The organism is Microbacterium sp. KKR3/1, assembly GCF_021272365.1.
GTDB lineage: Bacteria > Actinomycetota > Actinomycetes > Actinomycetales > Microbacteriaceae > Microbacterium > Microbacterium aurugineum.
Window position 1 is genome coordinate 1,386,528 of the sequence record NZ_JAJSDW010000001.1, and the last position, 15,603, is coordinate 1,402,130.

The window sequence follows — 15,603 nt, forward strand, 5'->3', positions numbered from 1 at the left end:
GGGAAATGACCCCTGCCATCGAACTGACCCGCCTCCGCAAGCGATACGGCCGGCACACGGCCGTCGACTCCCTGGATCTGAGCATCGAGCCCGGCACCGTGTTCGGCCTGATCGGCCCCAACGGCGCAGGCAAGACCACGACGCTGCGCATGATCCTCGACATCATCCGCCCCACCGAGGGGACCATCCGGGTCCTGGGAGAAGACCCGCGCCGGGGAGGCCCTGCCCTTCGACGGCGCATCGGGTTCATCCCGGGCGAACTCCGACTTGACGGCCGAGCGACCGGACGGCGCATGCTGGACTTCTACGCCGAGGTGTCCGGACCCGTGAGGCCTGGCATGATCGGCGAGCTCGCGGACCGACTCGACCTCGATCTGAGCCGCCCGGTGCACGCACTCTCGAAGGGCAACAAGCAGAAGCTCGGTGTCGTCCAGGCCTTCATGCATGAGCCGCCGCTGCTGGTGCTGGACGAGCCGACCAGCGGACTCGATCCCCTCGTGCAGCGCGAGTTCCTCCACCTCATCACCGACGCGAGGGATCGGGGCCAAACCGTGCTGCTGAGTTCACACGTCCTCAGCGAGATCCAACAGACGGCCGACGTCGTCGCCGTCCTCAGTCAGGGGAAGGTCGTCGCGGAAGGCGACGTGGCGTCGTTGCGACTGGGGGCCGTCCGTCGAGTGCGGGCCGGCCTCCTCGCGACGGATGAGTCGACGATCCGCGAGCAACTCGGCGCGCTGCCGCAGGTCACGGATCTCGAGGTGCGCGGCGCGGCCGAGACCGTGCGCGTGAGCGCCACCGTCGAAGGCGACATCGATCCGCTGGTGAAGGTGCTCGCCCATCACCGCGTCATCGACCTGGCGATCGAGGAACCAGACCTGGAGGAGTCCGTGCTGAGGCTCTACGGCGAACCCTCGCAGTCGGAGGAAGGTGGTCGCGATGCGTGAAGCACTCCCCGTCTTCCGGCGCTCCCTCCGCGAGGACTGGCGCGGGACCCTGGGCTGGACCATCGGCGTCGCCGCCGTGCTGTTCATGTACCTGCCACTCTTCCCCAGCATCGGCGGCAACGGCCAGATGCAGCAGATCATCGACAGCCTCCCGCCCGAGCTGGTCGGAGCACTCGGCTACGACCAGATCGGTACCGGTGCGGGATACGCGCAGGGCACGTTCTACGGGCTCATCGGCTTCCTGCTGTTGACCATCGCCGCCACGTCCTGGGGCGCGGGCGCCATCGCCGGCGCGGAGGAGTCCGGCCGACTCGAACTCGATCTCGCTCACGGGGTCGGGCGTGCGCGGTATGCACTGGAGTCCGCCGCCGCGATCCTGGTCAGGCTCGCCTGGTTGGGCGTCTTCGCCGGGGCGGTCGTCGCGCTGCTCAACGACTCCGCCACACTCGACATCACCCCGATCCACATCGTCGATGCCACGGTCGTCTTCGTCGGGCTCACCGCGCTGGCGGGGAGCACCGCGCTGTTCATCGGCGCACTGGTCGGTCGCCGCTCCTGGGCGATGGCAGCGGGTGCGGGCATCGCGCTCGCCGGATACGCCTTCAATGCCATTGCCAACCAGGTCGAGGCGGTCGAATGGCTGCGCACGATCTCGCCCTACTCCTGGGCCTTCCACCAGCCTCCGCTCGCCGAGGGGCTCAGCCCGAGCGGGGCAATCGCCCTGTGGGCGCTGAGCCTCGCGTTCATCGCGGGGAGCGCATGGGCGCTGCAGCGACGTGACGTGATCGGCTGAGTGGTGGCGCGCCGATCTGCAGCACGGAGGGAGCGGCACAGCACCCACCCGCAGCAGCATCGAAATCACCGGGTCCCCCGCACACTCCGGTGGCCGGGAGGACCAGTTCGTTGCGAGCCGCCGCCTCCTGATCGCCCGCGAGATGGGCGACGACGCTGCGCACCTGCTCGTATCCGGTCATCGCGAGGAAGGTCGGCGCCCGGCCGTAGGACTTCGCCCCGACGATGAAGAGCCCGGGTTCCGGGTGCGTGAGCTCTCTCGCGCCGGTCGCCCCCACGGACCCGCAGGAGTGGATGTTCGGGTCGATCTCGGATGCGATGCCGGCGACGGCCTCGAGCGACGGATCGAGATCGACCCGCACTTCTCGGAGGATCTCCGTATCGGGCCGGAACCCGGTGAGCGCGAACACGCGTCCGACCCCGGTGATCTCACGCCCGTCCTCAGCGAGGATCGTCAGACCGGATCCATCCTGGCGGAACTCGGCGACACGGAATCCGGTGACGAGATCCACGGCCCCGTCATCGATCACCGTGCGCGCACGAGAGCCCAGCACGGCCCGCTCCGGCAGATCGTCTCCGGCGCCCCCTCCGAAGATGTTCGCGGTGCTCCCCCGGCGCAGCGCCCAGGTCACCCGCGTGCCCGGGTTCCGTCGCGCCATCTCACTCAACCGGAGGACGGTGTGCGTGGCGGAGTGCCCTGATCCCACCACGACCACATGCGCGCCCGCGAGCTCCGAGACTTCCGCCGGGATGCGATACGAGATCAGTCGGCTCGACGCGGACTCCCCGATCGCGGGGAAGCCGTCGGCGCCTGCCGGATTGGGAAGCGCCCAGGTGCCGCTCGCGTCGATGACGGCACGAGCGAGGAGGCGGGATTCCCGGCCGTCGGCGTCGACGGTGTGCACCACGAACGGCTGACTCCGCCGCCCTCCGTCCACGACCTTGTCGCGGCCCTGCCGAGCGACTCCGGTGACAGTCGTCTCGTAGCGGATCCACTCATCGAGGACCTCTGCGAGAGGCGCGAGGTAGGCGCTGACCCACTCCGCGCCGGTGGGATATCCCGCGACGGGCGCGGTCCACCCGGTCGGCTCGAGCAGCCGACGGGCGGCGGCATCCGTGAGCTCCGGCCACGCCGAGAACAGGCGGACGTGTCCCCATTCGGAGACGGCGGCGGCAGGACCGCGCCCGCGCTCGACCACGATCACGTCCTGCTCGCGTTCGACGAGATGCGCCGCGGCGGCGAGCCCCTGCGGGCCCGCTCCGATGACGACGACGGGAAGCTCGGACATCACACTCTCCTCAAATCGAAAATCTTCAATATGGCGACTGTCGCGCATCTATCGAAGATTGTCAATACGTGGCACAATGGATTCGTGACCCTGCCGACGACGATCGAAGCGCCCGCGTGCTGCGTCCCTCCGCTCACTCCTTCGGTGAGCGCCGAGGACGCGGAGCGCATCGCGCGGGTGTTCAAGGCACTGGGCGATCCCACGCGGGTCCGACTGCTGTCCCTCATCGCCGCCGGACCCGACGGCGAAGCCTGCATCTGCGACCTCACCGAACCCGTGGGCCTCTCCCAGGGAACGGTCTCCCATCACATGAAACTCCTCACGGAGGCCGGCCTGGTCACTCGTGAACAGCGGGGGAAGTGGGCGTACTTCGCGCTCGATGCGAACGTGATGGCGGCCGCGGCCGACGCCCTTCGCGCCGTCTGAGCGCGCACACCGGCAGACGTCACGGGTCCTCCCGGCTAACGACCGGCGCCCTCCGTCCGACAGTCACCCCCGACAGCCCAGGACGGGCCGTCGGGTCCGTGTTCCCCGGAACGCGGACGGATCTTTCCAGGATGGAGCCCATGATCGTCCTCACGCGCCTGAACCGTTCGCGGTTCGCGGTGAATCCCGACCTGATCGAACGTGTCCAGGCCACGCCGGACACGACGCTCATCATGGTCGACGGCGCGACCTTCGTCGTCACCGAGACGATGGACGACGTGATCGCTCAGATCACCCGGTTCCGCGCCGGAGTGCTCGCGACCGCGGCGACCCTGATCGCCGCGGACGAGAAGAATCCCGCGATCGCCGCCGACGCCGAGGCGGACCTCTGATGGATCCGTCCCTCATCCTCGGCCTGGTCCTCGCCTTCGGCGCACTGGTCGCCATGATCAACATCGAAGGCGCGACCGTCGGCTCCCTGCTGCTGCCGGCCCCGATGGTCCTGGTGTTCGGCGCGACCATCGCGGTCGGCCTCGCGAGCGGCACCCTGCGCGACGCGTTGCACGCACTCAAGTCCCTCCCCCGGGCGTTCCGCGGGGAACGCCGCACCGCCGCGAGCACGATCGACACGGTCGTCGGATACGCCGAGAAGGCGCGCGCGGAAGGTCTGCTCGCCCTCGAACAGGGTCTGGACGAGGAGAAGGACCCGTTCCTCCGCCAGGCACTGCAGAGCATCGCCGACGGCACGGATGCCGAAGACCTGCGGACCCTCCTGGAAGACGAACTCACCTCGACCGCCGCCCGCAACCGCACCGCCTCGCGCTTCTACATGACCCTCGGTGGCTTCGCGCCGACCGTCGGCATCATCGGCACCGTCGTCTCGCTGACCCACGTGCTCGAGAAGCTCGACAAGCCGGACACGCTCGGCCCGATGATCGCAGCCGCGTTCGTCGCGACACTGTGGGGGCTGCTGTCCGCGAACTTCATCTGGCTCCCCATCGGCGGACGGCTCCAGCGCCTCGGCGAACTCGAGCTGGAACGCATGACCGTGCTCATGGAGGGGATGCTCGCGATCCAGGCCGGCGCCCCGCCGCAGTTCGTCGGAGAACGCCTGCGCGCACTCGTCGCCGAACGCCCCTCGGCGCGATCCGCCCGGTCGCGCACCCGCACTCGCGCCGCGGAGGAGACGGAGCCGGCCCCATGAGCGTGCGCGCCCGCCGTCGGGTGCCGCAAGAGGAGCACAGCGGACCGGACGAGCGCTGGATGGCCTCGTACCTCGACATGGTCACCGTGCTCATGTGCATGTTCATCGTGCTGTTCGCGATGTCGACCGTCGACCAGGAGAAGTTCGAGGCCCTCAGCGCTTCCCTCGCGACCGGCTTCGGTCAGGAACCGTCGGACGACGTGGATGCGGTCACGGGTGTCGTGGTCCCTCCGGAACTGGTCGACGAAGACGGCGACGACTTCGCCGATGTCGACCTGGCCGCCGCACAGACCGAATTCAGCGAACTCTCCGCTCTCCGGGAGAAGCTGCGGCGGGTGCTCGCGGACAACGGTCTCGAGGCCGACGTCACCTTCACGATCGACGAGCGCGGGCTCACGATCGGTCTCGTCAGTGCGGAAACCTTCTTCACCACGAACAGCACCGCACTCAGCCCCACCGCCGTGCTGGTCCTCGACGCGCTCGGCTCGGTGCTGGTCACCGCACCGAACGAGATCTCCGTCGAGGGTCATGCCGACGTGCGTGGTTCCGTCGCTCCCTACCCCACCAACTGGGAACTGTCGGCCGGACGATCCACCCAGGTGCTGCGGCACCTGGTCGAGTCGTCGGGGCTGCCGCCGAGCCACCTGAAGTCGGTCGGGTTCGGTGATACGCGGCCGATCGCCGCCGGCAACAGCAGCGAGGCTCTGGCCCAGAACCGACGGGTCGACATCGTCGTCCTGTCCGATGCGAACGAGGAGGTGCGTGCCCTCCTTCCCGAAGCGCAGGCGGCGCAGCCGTCCTCCTGACTCCCTCCTCTCCTAACGCACGCAGGTCGCCGCCCGATAGTCGGGTTCGTGGTGATCCAGGACAGCGTGCGCTCCGAAGCGCGCGCAGCGACGGCGACGAAGACCGCCGAAGTCGAGGTGTACGACTTCGGCCGTTCGGCGACCCTTTCGCGCGAGCACACCCGCACCCTGGAACTGGCCTTCGAGACGTTCTCCCGGCAGTGGTCGACCCAGCTCTCGGCGAAGATCCACGTCCGCGCCACCATCGCCGTCGAGCATGTCGGCATGCTGACGTACGGCGAGTACGCGCAGTCGCTCCCGACCACGACCACCATGATCGTGTGCGCGCTGCCCGATTCGGACGAACGCCTCATCGTGCAGCTGCCGACCTCCGCCGCCACGACCTGGATCGTGCAGATGGTCGGCGGGCGCTCGTCCAGCGCCTCGGAAGACCGCACCTTCACCCCGATCGAGCAGGCGCTGATCCGCTCCCTGATCGTCGATGCCCTCGATCACCTCACCGGTGCCCTGGACGGATTGCTGCCCGCCGGGATCACGGTGAGCGGCATCCAGTACAGCTCCCAGTTCGCGCAGGTCGCGGCCTCGGGGGAACCGGTGATCGTCGCGCGGTTCTCGATGCGATTGGCCGGTCGGGCCGTCCCGGCGAGCGTCATGCTGCCCGCCTCGGTCCTCGCCGGTTTCACGGTGCGCACCTCGGACGCGGATCGCTCGGCTGCGCCGGACCTGGTCCGCCGTCAGGTCGAGGTCTCCCCCGTCGAGGTGGCGCTCCGGCTCGCCCCGCGTGCCGTGCTGCCCCGCGAGGTGCTCGATCTCGCCGTCGGAGACATCGTCCCCTTCCCGCACTCCGCCGATCGACCGATGATCCTCGCGGTGGGCGATCAGACCGTCGCCACCGCGGCCGTGGGCAGCGCCGGGGCGCGTCTGGCCTGCGTCGTCGCCACCACCATCCCCGATCCCGCCATCGCCGAGGAGCCCGCGTGACCAGCACCACCACCTACGAGTCCGCCGTCGCCGCCGCTTTCGCGGCGAAGCTGCCGACCGCCGCGGCGACCTCCGCGCGTGCCTCCCAGGTGTCGGGAGACACCGGCGACGCCGTGATCGTCCCGTTCGTGGGCGAGGCCAGCGCGCAGCTGGCGGTACAGGTGTTCGACCCCGACGCCCTGGTCGACGGCCTCGGCGGTGCGCCTCTGAGCGATCGGCTGCGCGATGCCCTCGAAGCCGCAGCGAGCGCGCTGGGGGCCGGCGCCCTCGGTGACGCCACGATCGGCGACGCCTCCGCTCTGTTCGCCGACCCCGCCGCCCAGCTCTTCGATCTGCAGGACGACACCGACCGGACGATCGGGCGCCTCGCCGTGATCGTCACGCGCGCGCCGGCCGGCACCGCGAGCTCTTCCCGCCGGTTGCACCGCATCGCCGGCGTCGAGATGGAGCTGACGGTCGAGATCGGCCGCACCAGGATGGCCGTGCGCGACGTGCTCGGCCTCGAGCCGGGACGCATCGTCGAACTCGACCGCTCCGCCGGTGCACCCGCCGACGTCAAGCTCAACGGCCGGGTCATCGCGCACGGTGAGGTCGTCGTCGTCGACCAGGACTATGCGGTGCGGATCACCCGCATCCTCGAGAACGTCGAGGCCTGATCCTGGACGACCTCCTGCTCGGGCTGCGGGTCGCGCTCTCCCTCGCAGCGGTGCTCGGGCTGCTCTGGTTCCTGCAGCGCCGGGTCTCGCGCACCGCCGCGCGGCGACGCGACGGTGAGGTCATCACGGTGCTGGGCCGCCAGGGAGTGGGCCCGAAGGCGCAGATCGTCGTTGTCCAGACCGAAGACGCCCGCTACGTGCTGGGCGTCACCGAACACGGCGTCAACGTGGTGGACCGTCTGCCCGTCAAGCCCGCGGCCCTGCCCGACGATCCGGCGACACCGGTGTGGTCTGCCGCGACGTCCGAGGCGGCCTCCGACGCGGCCGAGTTCGACCGCATCCTCGCCGCGACCGCGGGCAGCGAGGACACGACCTCCGCCGTCGCGGCGCAGGTGCCGCAGCGACGCGTGCGCCACCGGAACGATCCGCTGCGCGGTTCCATCCTCTCCCCCGAAACCTGGCGGCAGACCGCCGAGGCCATCCGGCGCACGCGATGAGCATGCCCGGTGGGGCCGCCGACGGCCACGCGCTGCGACGGGTCGCGCTGCTCCTCGCCGTCGCCTTCGCTCTGGTGCTCGTGCTGACACTGGCCGCCGGCGGCCCGGCACACGCGGCCGTGACCCCCGACGATCCCGGCGACGGCGTCACGATCGACATCAACGGTGTCGACGGCTCCCCCTCGGGCTCGATCCTGACGCTGCTCGGCATCACCCTGCTCTCGGTGGCGCCTGCGCTGCTGCTGATGATGTCGTCGTTCACGAAGATCTTCGTCGTGCTCGCGATGACACGCAACGCCCTGTCCCTGCCCACGATCCCGCCGAACCAGGTGTTGGCAGGACTGTCGCTGTTCCTGTCGCTGTTCATCATGTGGCCGGTGCTGACCGAGATCAACACCGTCGCGGTGCAGCCGTACATCGACGGCACGTACACGTTCGCCCAGGCCATCGACGTCGGCCAACTGCCGCTGCAGGAGTGGATGCTGCGGTTCACGCGCGAGGAGGACCTCGCGCTCATGACGCGGATGGCGGGTCAGCCCAACCCGGAGGACCCGACGAGCGTGCCGATGTACACGCTCATCCCGGCGTTCATGATCTCCGAACTGCGCGCCGCGTTCATCATCGGCTTCGTCATCTTCGTGCCGTTCCTGGTGATCGACCTCGTGGTCGCCGCGGCTCTCATGTCGATGGGCATGATGATGCTGCCGCCCGTCATGATCTCGCTGCCGTTCAAGATCCTGCTGTTCATCCTGGTCGACGGATGGGGGCTCATCATCCGTGCCCTCCTGGAGAGCTATGGAGGTGTCGGATGAGCCCCGAAGCCGTGATCGACATCGGTACCCAGGGGCTGATCATCGCCGCGAAGCTCGCCGCTCCGGTCCTGGTCACCGCCCTCGTGGTGGGTTTCGCGATCTCGCTGCTGCAGTCCATCACCCAGGTGCAGGAGGTGACGCTGTCGTTCGTGCCGAAGATCGTGGCGGTCGGGATCGCCCTGTTGATCGCCGGGAACTGGATGATCGCGGAGATGATCGCGTTCACCACCGAGATGTTCGCCCGTATCCCCTCGCTCCTGAGCGGATGACGCGGTGTTCATCCCCATCGACTTCGCGTGGCTGGAGGCGACGATGCTCGCCGCAGTCCGCATCACCGCGTTCATCATGATCGCCCCGCCCTTCTCGTACGGGGCGATCCCGGTGCGGGTGAAGGCGATGCTCGCGATCGGTCTCTCGCTCGCCGTCGGCACGGCCGTCTCCCCCGGATACGAGAACCTCGACACCGGACCCTTCCTGGGCGCCCTGGTGCTGCAGCTGGTCACCGGTGCGCTCCTGGGCTTCCTGGTGCTGCTGTGCTTCTCGGCACTCCAGGCCGCCGGCAGCCTGATCGACGTGTTCGGCGGGTTCCAGCTCGCTCAGGCGTTCGACCCGCACTCGCTCGTGAACGGCGCGCAGTTCACGCGCCTCTTCCACCTGACCGCGCTCACGCTGCTGTTCGCATCGGGGGGCTATCAGCTGATCCTCGCGGGACTCGCCCGCAGTTTCGACGCCGTTCCGCTCGACGGCGTGTTCGAAGTGTCCGGTCCCGCGGAGCTCCTGGTCGACGGCGTCTCGCAGATGGTGCTCGCCGCCGTGCAGATCGCCGGGCCGCTCGTCCTCGTGCTCTTCCTGGCCGACGTCGGGCTCGGCCTCATCACGCGTGTGGCCCCGGCCCTCAACGCCTTCGCGATGGGCTTCCCGGTGAAGATCCTGCTGACCCTCCTGCTGGCCGGAGCGGTCTACGCGGTCCTCCCCGGCATCGTGGACGCCCTCGCCGTACAGGCCCTCAAGATGATGCAGGGGGTGCAGGAATGAGCGGCACGGACAGCGGCGAGCGCAGTGAGAAGGCGACCGACAAGCACCTGCGCGAAGCCCGCAAGAAGGGACGGCTGTCGCGCAGCCAGGATCTCACCGCGTGGCTGGGCATCGGCGCCGCGGCTGTCACCATGCCCGCTGCCATCGCCCTCGGGGCATCGGCCGGCACCGAGCAGCTGCTCACGCTGACCTCGCTGGTCGACGCTCCGACGCCGGAAGCGGCACTCACCGCCCTCGGTCGCGGCCTCGCCTCCGTGCTCCCCACGCTCGCCGTGATGCTGGCCGCGGTCGCGATCGTCACGCTGATCGGCGCGGTGGTCCAGGGCGGGGTGCACCTGAAACCGCTGACCGGACGCTTCGAGCAGTTCAACGTCGTCACCGGGATCCGCCGCGTCTTCGGCATGCAGGCCCTCTGGGAGGGCGCCAAGGCGCTCCTGAAGACCGCGGCCATCGGCATCGCGCTGTGGTTCGTGATCGCGAGCCTGATGCCTGTGCTGACCGCCAGCGGCGCACACTCGATCTCGCGGCTGCTCGGCACCGCGAGCGAGGGGACGGCCGCCCTCCTGCAGACCGCCATCGCCGTCGGACTGGTACTGGCCGCGATCGACATGTTCGTCGTGATGCGACGCAACCGCAAGCACACCCGCATGACCAAGCGCGAGGTGCGCGACGAGAACAAGAACTCCGAGGGCGACCCCCTGATCCGTCAGCAGCGGCGTTCCCGACAGCTGGCCATCAGCCGCAACCGCATGATCTCCGCGGTCGCGGGATCCGACGTGGTCCTCGTCAATCCCACGCACATCGCCGTCGCGCTCCGATACGAGGCCGGACGCGCCGCACCCAAGGTCGTCGCGAAGGGCAGCGGCGTCGTCGCGGAGCGCATTCGCGAGGAGGCGACACGGACCGGTGTCCCGATGGTGCGTGAGGTCTCGCTCGCTCGTGCCCTGCACGCCGCGTGCGAACTGGGTCAGGAGATCCCCGAGGACCTGTACAACGCCGTCGCCCGCGTACTCGTGTTCGTCGACGCCCTGCGGCGGCGCGGGGCCGCGCGCGGCATCCATTCCCTTCCCTATCGGAGGACCGTATGAGACAGCTCTTCCTCAAGCTCATGGTGCCCGTCGGCGTCGTCGGCATCATCATGCTGCTCGTCGTCCCGGTGCCACCGTTCCTGCTCGACATCCTGATCATCCTAAACATCATGTTCGCGCTCGTGATCCTGCTCACGTCGATGTTCGTGAAGAAGCCCCTCGACTTCTCGGTGTTCCCCTCGCTGCTGCTCGTGGCGACGCTGTTCCGGCTGGGTCTCAACGTCGCCTCCACGCGTCTGGTGCTCGGAGAGGCCTACGCCGGACAGGTCATCGAGGCGTTCGGGGCGATCGCCGTCGGCGGCTCGCTCATCATCGGCGCCGTCGTCTTCCTGATTCTCGTCGTCATCCAGTTCGTCGTGGTGACCAAGGGCGCGGAGCGCGTCGCGGAGGTCGGGGCGAGGTTCACCCTCGACGCCATGCCCGGCAAGCAGATGGCGATCGACGCCGACCTCAATGCGGGACTCATCACCGACGCCGAAGCCCGGGAACGTCGCGCCGAGGTCGCCGCAGAGGCCGACTTCTACGGCGCCATGGACGGTGCGTCCAAGTTCGTCAAGGGCGACGCGATCGCCGGACTCGTCATCATCATCATCAACGTGGTCGGCGGCATCGCGATCGGGATCGTCCAGCACGGCATGACGATCGACGGGGCCGTGAGCACGTACAGCCTCCTCACCATCGGCGACGGACTCGTCACGCAGATCCCGGCGTTGCTGATGGCGGTGTCCACCGGCATGATCGTGACCCGTTCGACGGCGGAAGCCGAGATGGGCAGCGCCGCGTCCGCACAGCTCGGTCAGTCCCGCAATGCGCTCATCATCGCCGGTTGCGCCGCGATCATCATGTCGCTCATCCCGCACATGCCGATGCTGCCGTTCGTGGCGATCGGCGCCCTTCTGCTGCTGATCGCGCAGCGCATCAAGGCGACGCAGAAGCGTGACGAAGCCATCGCCGCGCAGACGACGACGCCGGCCCCCACGGATCAGCCGGAGGAGCTGATCGAGAAGATGCGCGTGCACCCGCTCGAGATCCTGCTCTCCCCCGACATCGTCGATCTGGTCACCGGAGGACCCGATGACCTCCTCGCGCGCGTGAAGGCACTGCGACGGCGGATCGCCCTCGATCTGGGACTCATCGCGCCGCCGGTGCGCACCCGGGACAGCATCGAGCTGCCCCAGTCCACCTATGTCATCCGCATCGCCGGGGTCGAGACCGGGAGGGGCACCGCTCCGGCCGGCTCCGTCCTCGCGCTCGGGCAGGGCCTGGAGTCCCTCCCCGGCGCCGCGACGCTCGACCCAGTGTTCGGGCTCGAGGGCAAGTGGATCCCCCTCGAGATGCGCCACAGCGCCGAGTTCTCGGGAGCGACCGTGGTCGACCGGGCGAGTGTGATCATCACGCACCTCTCCAGCGTGATCCACGCCCACGCCGCGCGGCTGCTCAGCCGAGAAGACGTGCGCCAGCTCACGGACGCGCTCAAACAGGCCTCCCCCGCCGCGGTCGAGGAGCTCACCCCGGCATTGCTGTCGCTCGCCGAGGTGCAGCGCGTGCTCCAGGGACTCCTCGCCGAGCGGGTTCCGATCAACGACCTCAGCCGCATCTACGAAGCACTCGCGCTGCGGGCGAGGGTCTCCACCGATCCGGAGGGCCTGATCGAAGCCGCACGGGCTGCTCTCGGCCCGGCGATCGCGGCGCGGTTCGCGGATGGCGGCGTCCTACGGGTGGTGATGATCAATCCGCTTCTCGAGCAGGCGATGCTCGAGAGCCTGCGTACGAGCGACGAGGGCACTCAGATCGTGTTCGACCCGCAGCGGATGGAGGCCGTCGTGGAGTCGGTGAAGCAGGCGGTCACCTCGGTGCGCGAGGGGGGCGAACCGGTCCTGGTGTGTGCCCCGTCGCTGCGTCCGGCGGTGCGTCGGCTCGTGTCCGCACAGACCGACGGGCTGCCGGTGCTCTCGTACACCGAGGCGACTTCCGCCGCGCTCACGATCGAGACCGTCGGCGTCGTCCGAGATGCCCCCGCGCCCTCGCCCGCGGTCGGAGCCGTCTCGGCGGCAGTAGGCTGAACGAATGCTGGTTTTGACGAGGCGGATCGGTGAGAGCGTGCGCATCGACGGCGACATCGAGATCACGCTGCTCGAGATCAAGGGCGACAGTGTGCGCATCGGCGTGAAGGCCCCGCGCGAGACCCGCATCCAGCGCACCGAGATCATCGAGGCGGTCGTCGCCGAGAACGTGTCGGCCGCGGCGGAGACCGGTGCCGATGCGGAGGGCGCGATCGCCGCCGCCCTCGCCCGGGGCCGGGAGTCCCGAGACTCCTAGTCGACGGGGGTCACGACCCGCGCCAGATCCGCGGCGTCCGCCCGCTTCCACTGGTCGCCTCCCGCGGCCTGCGCTCGGCCGGTCGCCTGCTCCGCCGTGGCCACGAGCAGGTCGAAATCGAAGCCGACGAGCGACGCGGTCGCCCAACCGACGCTCGCCGACGACCGGATCCCGGTCGTCGTCTCCCTGTCGATCACCGAGATGCAGGTCAGAATGCCGCGAAGATGGTGGCGGACCGACTCGTCACCGCCGCGGATAACGACGATCGCCCGGTCGTCCTCGACCCGGGCGGCATCGGCCGACGCGGGCAGGGCCTCCTGGATGTCGTGGTGGAAACGGTCGACGATGAGCGCGAACGCGGATCCCGTCGATGCCTCACGGAGGTCGGCGGGGTCGTCGAGTCGGATGTCGAGCACCGACCACGGGAGATCGTTCTGCGCTTCGGCCTTGCGGAGTCGACGACGCGCACGCTCCACGAAATCACCGACATCACTCTTCTTCGCATCCACCCGCACCATCAGAACGAGGGTGAACGCCGCACAGGTACTCACCACGACGGTGCCGACGGCGTTCATGCCGCGCAGCGCGCTGAGCTGCGCGCCGGCAGCCGCGCCGCCCGACAGCACGGCGGACACGGTGCTCGCGACCGCCACGACGACGAGCCCGCAGGAGGCGAGTACCAGCGGGAGCACGATGTCCCTGGCGGCCGGTCGGTCGCGCAGCAACTCGTAGGCCACGAGCCCGCCGAAGACGGCGCTGCCCAGGAAGACGAGGTGGAACGACGGCAGATACCACGGGTTGTCCGCCGTCGTCACCAGCAGGGTCGGCGCGATGACGAGGAAGAGAATCACCACCCACCAGCGTGCGCGGCGGCCGAAGTGCATCCGCAGACCGATCCACACCAACGGCTCGAAGCACAGCAGCAGGGCCGAGGCGGCGGCGAGCAGAGCCCTGGTCTCGGTCATCTGCTGCCCCGCGAGCCAGAGGTAGGCGCCGAGCATCCCCAGGCCGAAGGCCGCCCCCCACGTGACGGTCGCCCTGCTCGGGCGCGCGAGGGTGCCCAGACCGATCACCAGCGCGGTGAGCACCGTGACGACCGCGACCATGCTGGTCGTGATGTCGACGTTGACGGGAACGAGCGGGGTCATACCTGAGCCTCCATCACTCGACGCTGCGGGAAGCGCAGAGTCACGCGGGTGCCGACACCGACCTCACTGGCGATGTCGATACTGCCTTCATGCGCGGCGACGATCTCCCGCACGATGCCCATCCCGAGGCCGGTGCCGCCGATGCCGGCGCGCACGGCGCTGTCGGTGCGGAAGTAGGGCTCGAACACGCGAGCAACATCGTCTGCCGCCATACCGAATCCGTCGTCGACGATCGTGACCACCGCCTGGCCGCCCGCCATCGTCTCGAGCTCGATACCGATGTGTCCGCCCGCGGGGGTGTACTTCGCAGCGTTGCTGAGCAGGTTGTCGACGACCTGCCGCAGACGGAACGCGTCCCCGGAGATGAGGAGGCTCTCGGTTCCCTCGACCCGGAGCGTCTGCCTGTTGCCCGCGATGACGGGTGCATACGATGCCGCCGCCGAGTCAACGACCTCGCGCAGATCCACGGATTCGAAAGGATCCTGGGCGGTGTGACTCGTCTGCCGGAGGATGCTCGTGACCAGGTCGTGCATGCGCTCACCCGCGTTCGCGATGATTTCGAGCTGTGCAGGCACCCGCCCCGGCAGGTCTTCGCGCTCACGGAGCAGGTCCACGTGGCCGACGATCGCGGTGAGGGGGTTGCGCAACTCGTGCGAGATCATGGCGTTGAAGGCCCGGCGTTCCTCGTCGACCTCGAGTCGCGCGGTCACGTCGTCGATCACGACCAGCGTGATCGCCTCGCCCTCGCCGGCGCTGGCCATCGGCTGCGTGCTCACCTCGAGGGCCCGCCATTGTCCCGCGCCGTCGAACAACCACACGCGCTCGGCATCGAGTTTCTCTCCGCCGGCGGCGCGGGCGAGGGAGGTGCGGGCGGGGGGCAGCGCGACGCCCCGTCGGGCGTCGTACTCGACGGCGGCCGTGGAGAGCTCCGCGCCGAAGCGGTCGCGGCCGTAGAGCGCACGGTACGCGTCGTTCATCTGCAGGATGCGCCCTCCCGCCGTGACGACGACGAGGGCGACGCTCAGAGCGTCGACGATCTGGATCACCCGCCGCTGATTCGCCTCCGCCCGCTCCGCTGCACGATTGACCTGCTCGGAACGTCGTTGTAGAAGGCGACGCGCGGCCCGCGAGCGCTGTGCACCGATACGCACCGTCACGCCGAGGAACCCCAGGGTGATGACGAGTGTGAGGAGGCGCAGCAGGACGTCCGCCGGCGAGCCGCGCTGCTCGGCGAAGAGCACGAGCGTGGCACCCATGAAGACGATGCCACCGAACACCCACGGCAGGGTGAAGTACGTGGCCAGCCAGACGACAGGAAAGACCCACAGGAACCCCAGGCGGAGGTCCGGTGCATTGGTGGTGAAGCCGATCGCGAGCGCATCCAGGAGCGGCACGACGGCAGCGGCGGAGCGCGGCAGACGGTGCCACGGCACGGCCAGCGTGAGCACGCTGGTGACGAGGACCAGCACGGCCCCCGCGACGACCAAGGTGTTGGCGAAAGTCTCGGGTTTGAAGGCCGTGACCATCACGACGATCGCGACCACACTGCCGGTGAAGACCAGTTGCCAGCGCCAGATCGACACGGTGCGGATCATCGACGCTCGCC

The 15,603-nt window shown here is 69.2% G+C and carries 18 protein-coding genes; 15 read left to right on the forward strand and 3 right to left on the reverse strand.

Annotation, left to right across the window (positions count from 1 at the left end):
• The first annotated feature begins 5 nt into the window (after window positions 1–5).
• The gene (locus LVJ59_RS06620) at window positions 6–944 is read left to right on the forward strand and encodes an ABC transporter ATP-binding protein (RefSeq protein ID WP_047524801.1); all 939 of its coding nucleotides are present in this window, start codon (window positions 6–8) and stop codon (window positions 942–944) included.
• A complete protein-coding gene (locus LVJ59_RS06625; RefSeq protein WP_232762433.1) occupies window positions 937–1,737 on the forward strand; it encodes an ABC transporter permease subunit in 801 nt (266 codons plus the stop codon). The genes LVJ59_RS06620 and LVJ59_RS06625 overlap by 8 nt, the downstream gene beginning before the upstream one ends.
• Here the strand turns inward: LVJ59_RS06625 and LVJ59_RS06630 are convergent.
• Entirely contained in the window at window positions 1,688–3,025 is a 1,338-nt protein-coding gene (locus LVJ59_RS06630; RefSeq protein WP_232762434.1) for an FAD-dependent oxidoreductase, read from the reverse strand. The two genes, LVJ59_RS06625 and LVJ59_RS06630, sit on opposite strands and share 50 nt — an antisense overlap.
• 84 nt (window positions 3,026–3,109) lie before the next feature.
• On the opposite strand from LVJ59_RS06630, the gene LVJ59_RS06635 reads away from it, so the two are divergent.
• The 13 genes from LVJ59_RS06635 to csrA all read left to right on the forward strand — a co-directional run bounded on the left by LVJ59_RS06635 (window position 3,110) and on the right by csrA (window position 12,849).
• Window positions 3,110–3,451 (forward strand): helix-turn-helix transcriptional regulator, encoded by a 342-nt coding sequence (locus LVJ59_RS06635; RefSeq protein ID WP_232762435.1) that lies wholly within the window; start codon window positions 3,110–3,112, stop codon window positions 3,449–3,451.
• A 140-nt stretch (window positions 3,452–3,591) separates the two neighbouring features.
• Window positions 3,592–3,843, forward strand: coding sequence for a flagellar FlbD family protein (locus tag LVJ59_RS06640; RefSeq protein WP_131491839.1), 252 nt, complete (start codon window positions 3,592–3,594; stop codon window positions 3,841–3,843).
• Complete coding sequence (locus LVJ59_RS06645; protein WP_131491838.1) at window positions 3,843–4,655, forward strand: motility protein A; 813 nt, start codon at window positions 3,843–3,845, stop codon at window positions 4,653–4,655. Before LVJ59_RS06640 ends, LVJ59_RS06645 begins: the two co-directional genes overlap by 1 nt.
• Window positions 4,652–5,461, forward strand: a complete 810-nt coding sequence (locus tag LVJ59_RS06650; RefSeq protein ID WP_047524795.1) for a flagellar motor protein MotB — start codon at window positions 4,652–4,654, stop codon at window positions 5,459–5,461. The genes LVJ59_RS06645 and LVJ59_RS06650 overlap by 4 nt, the downstream gene beginning before the upstream one ends.
• Window positions 5,462–5,509: 48 nt before the next feature.
• Complete coding sequence (locus LVJ59_RS18045; RefSeq protein WP_232762436.1) at window positions 5,510–6,442, forward strand: flagellar motor switch protein FliM; 933 nt, start codon at window positions 5,510–5,512, stop codon at window positions 6,440–6,442.
• On the forward strand, window positions 6,439–7,098 hold the full coding sequence (gene fliN, locus LVJ59_RS06660) for a flagellar motor switch protein FliN (protein ID WP_047524792.1): 660 nt from the start codon (window positions 6,439–6,441) through the stop codon (window positions 7,096–7,098). Before LVJ59_RS18045 ends, fliN begins: the two co-directional genes overlap by 4 nt.
• Before the next feature lie 23 nt (window positions 7,099–7,121).
• Window positions 7,122–7,595 (forward strand): flagellar biosynthetic protein FliO, encoded by a 474-nt coding sequence (fliO, locus tag LVJ59_RS06665; protein ID WP_269816769.1) that lies wholly within the window; start codon window positions 7,122–7,124, stop codon window positions 7,593–7,595.
• On the forward strand, window positions 7,592–8,407 hold the full coding sequence (gene fliP / locus LVJ59_RS06670) for a flagellar type III secretion system pore protein FliP (RefSeq protein ID WP_232762438.1): 816 nt from the start codon (window positions 7,592–7,594) through the stop codon (window positions 8,405–8,407). Before fliO ends, fliP begins: the two co-directional genes overlap by 4 nt.
• Window positions 8,404–8,676 carry a flagellar biosynthesis protein FliQ gene (gene fliQ / locus LVJ59_RS06675; protein ID WP_047524786.1) on the forward strand — a complete coding sequence of 91 codons (273 nt, stop codon included), beginning with the start codon at window positions 8,404–8,406 and terminating at the stop codon, window positions 8,674–8,676. The genes fliP and fliQ overlap by 4 nt, the downstream gene beginning before the upstream one ends.
• A 4-nt stretch (window positions 8,677–8,680) precedes the next feature.
• Window positions 8,681–9,442, forward strand: a complete 762-nt coding sequence (locus tag LVJ59_RS06680) for a flagellar biosynthetic protein FliR (protein ID WP_047524783.1) — start codon at window positions 8,681–8,683, stop codon at window positions 9,440–9,442.
• Window positions 9,439–10,530: an EscU/YscU/HrcU family type III secretion system export apparatus switch protein gene (locus tag LVJ59_RS06685; protein ID WP_232762439.1), complete on the forward strand. Its 1,092-nt coding sequence runs from the start codon at window positions 9,439–9,441 to the stop codon at window positions 10,528–10,530. The genes LVJ59_RS06680 and LVJ59_RS06685 overlap by 4 nt, the downstream gene beginning before the upstream one ends.
• Window positions 10,527–12,593, forward strand: a complete 2,067-nt coding sequence (locus LVJ59_RS06690) for a flagellar biosynthesis protein FlhA (RefSeq protein WP_232762440.1) — start codon at window positions 10,527–10,529, stop codon at window positions 12,591–12,593. Before LVJ59_RS06685 ends, LVJ59_RS06690 begins: the two co-directional genes overlap by 4 nt.
• A gap of 4 nt (window positions 12,594–12,597) precedes the next feature.
• On the forward strand, window positions 12,598–12,849 hold the full coding sequence (gene csrA / locus LVJ59_RS06695; protein WP_047524777.1) for a carbon storage regulator CsrA: 252 nt from the start codon (window positions 12,598–12,600) through the stop codon (window positions 12,847–12,849).
• On the opposite strand, the gene LVJ59_RS06700 is transcribed toward csrA, so the two are convergent.
• Both LVJ59_RS06700 and LVJ59_RS06705 read right to left on the reverse strand, forming a co-directional pair.
• Window positions 12,846–13,997 carry a hypothetical protein gene (locus LVJ59_RS06700; protein WP_232762441.1) on the reverse strand — a complete coding sequence of 384 codons (1,152 nt, stop codon included), beginning with the start codon at window positions 13,995–13,997 and terminating at the stop codon, window positions 12,846–12,848. The two genes, csrA and LVJ59_RS06700, sit on opposite strands and share 4 nt — an antisense overlap.
• Window positions 13,994–15,592 carry a cell wall metabolism sensor histidine kinase WalK gene (locus LVJ59_RS06705; RefSeq protein ID WP_232762442.1) on the reverse strand — a complete coding sequence of 533 codons (1,599 nt, stop codon included), beginning with the start codon at window positions 15,590–15,592 and terminating at the stop codon, window positions 13,994–13,996. Before LVJ59_RS06705 ends, LVJ59_RS06700 begins: the two co-directional genes overlap by 4 nt.
• Window positions 15,593–15,603 lie beyond the last annotated feature (11 nt).

What these genes read in the sequence shown, in the direction of transcription:
- LVJ59_RS06620 (WP_047524801.1), top strand. Translation starts at nt 6, where the DNA reads ATGACCCCTGCCATCGAACTGACCCGCCTCCGCAAGCGATACGGCCGG.
- LVJ59_RS06625 (WP_232762433.1), top strand. Translation starts at nt 937, where the DNA reads ATGCGTGAAGCACTCCCCGTCTTCCGGCGCTCCCTCCGCGAGGACTGG.
- LVJ59_RS06630 (WP_232762434.1), bottom strand. Translation starts at nt 3,025, where the DNA reads ATGTCCGAGCTTCCCGTCGTCGTCATCGGAGCGGGCCCGCAGGGGCTC.
- LVJ59_RS06640 (WP_131491839.1), top strand. Translation starts at nt 3,592, where the DNA reads ATGATCGTCCTCACGCGCCTGAACCGTTCGCGGTTCGCGGTGAATCCC.
- LVJ59_RS06645 (WP_131491838.1), top strand. Translation starts at nt 3,843, where the DNA reads ATGGATCCGTCCCTCATCCTCGGCCTGGTCCTCGCCTTCGGCGCACTG.
- LVJ59_RS06650 (WP_047524795.1), top strand. Translation starts at nt 4,652, where the DNA reads ATGAGCGTGCGCGCCCGCCGTCGGGTGCCGCAAGAGGAGCACAGCGGA.
- fliP (WP_232762438.1), top strand. Translation starts at nt 7,592, where the DNA reads ATGAGCATGCCCGGTGGGGCCGCCGACGGCCACGCGCTGCGACGGGTC.
- fliQ (WP_047524786.1), top strand. Translation starts at nt 8,404, where the DNA reads ATGAGCCCCGAAGCCGTGATCGACATCGGTACCCAGGGGCTGATCATC.
- LVJ59_RS06685 (WP_232762439.1), top strand. Translation starts at nt 9,439, where the DNA reads ATGAGCGGCACGGACAGCGGCGAGCGCAGTGAGAAGGCGACCGACAAG.
- LVJ59_RS06690 (WP_232762440.1), top strand. Translation starts at nt 10,527, where the DNA reads ATGAGACAGCTCTTCCTCAAGCTCATGGTGCCCGTCGGCGTCGTCGGC.
- csrA (WP_047524777.1), top strand. Translation starts at nt 12,598, where the DNA reads ATGCTGGTTTTGACGAGGCGGATCGGTGAGAGCGTGCGCATCGACGGC.
- LVJ59_RS06700 (WP_232762441.1), bottom strand. Translation starts at nt 13,997, where the DNA reads ATGACCCCGCTCGTTCCCGTCAACGTCGACATCACGACCAGCATGGTC.
- LVJ59_RS06705 (WP_232762442.1), bottom strand. Translation starts at nt 15,592, where the DNA reads ATGATCCGCACCGTGTCGATCTGGCGCTGGCAACTGGTCTTCACCGGC.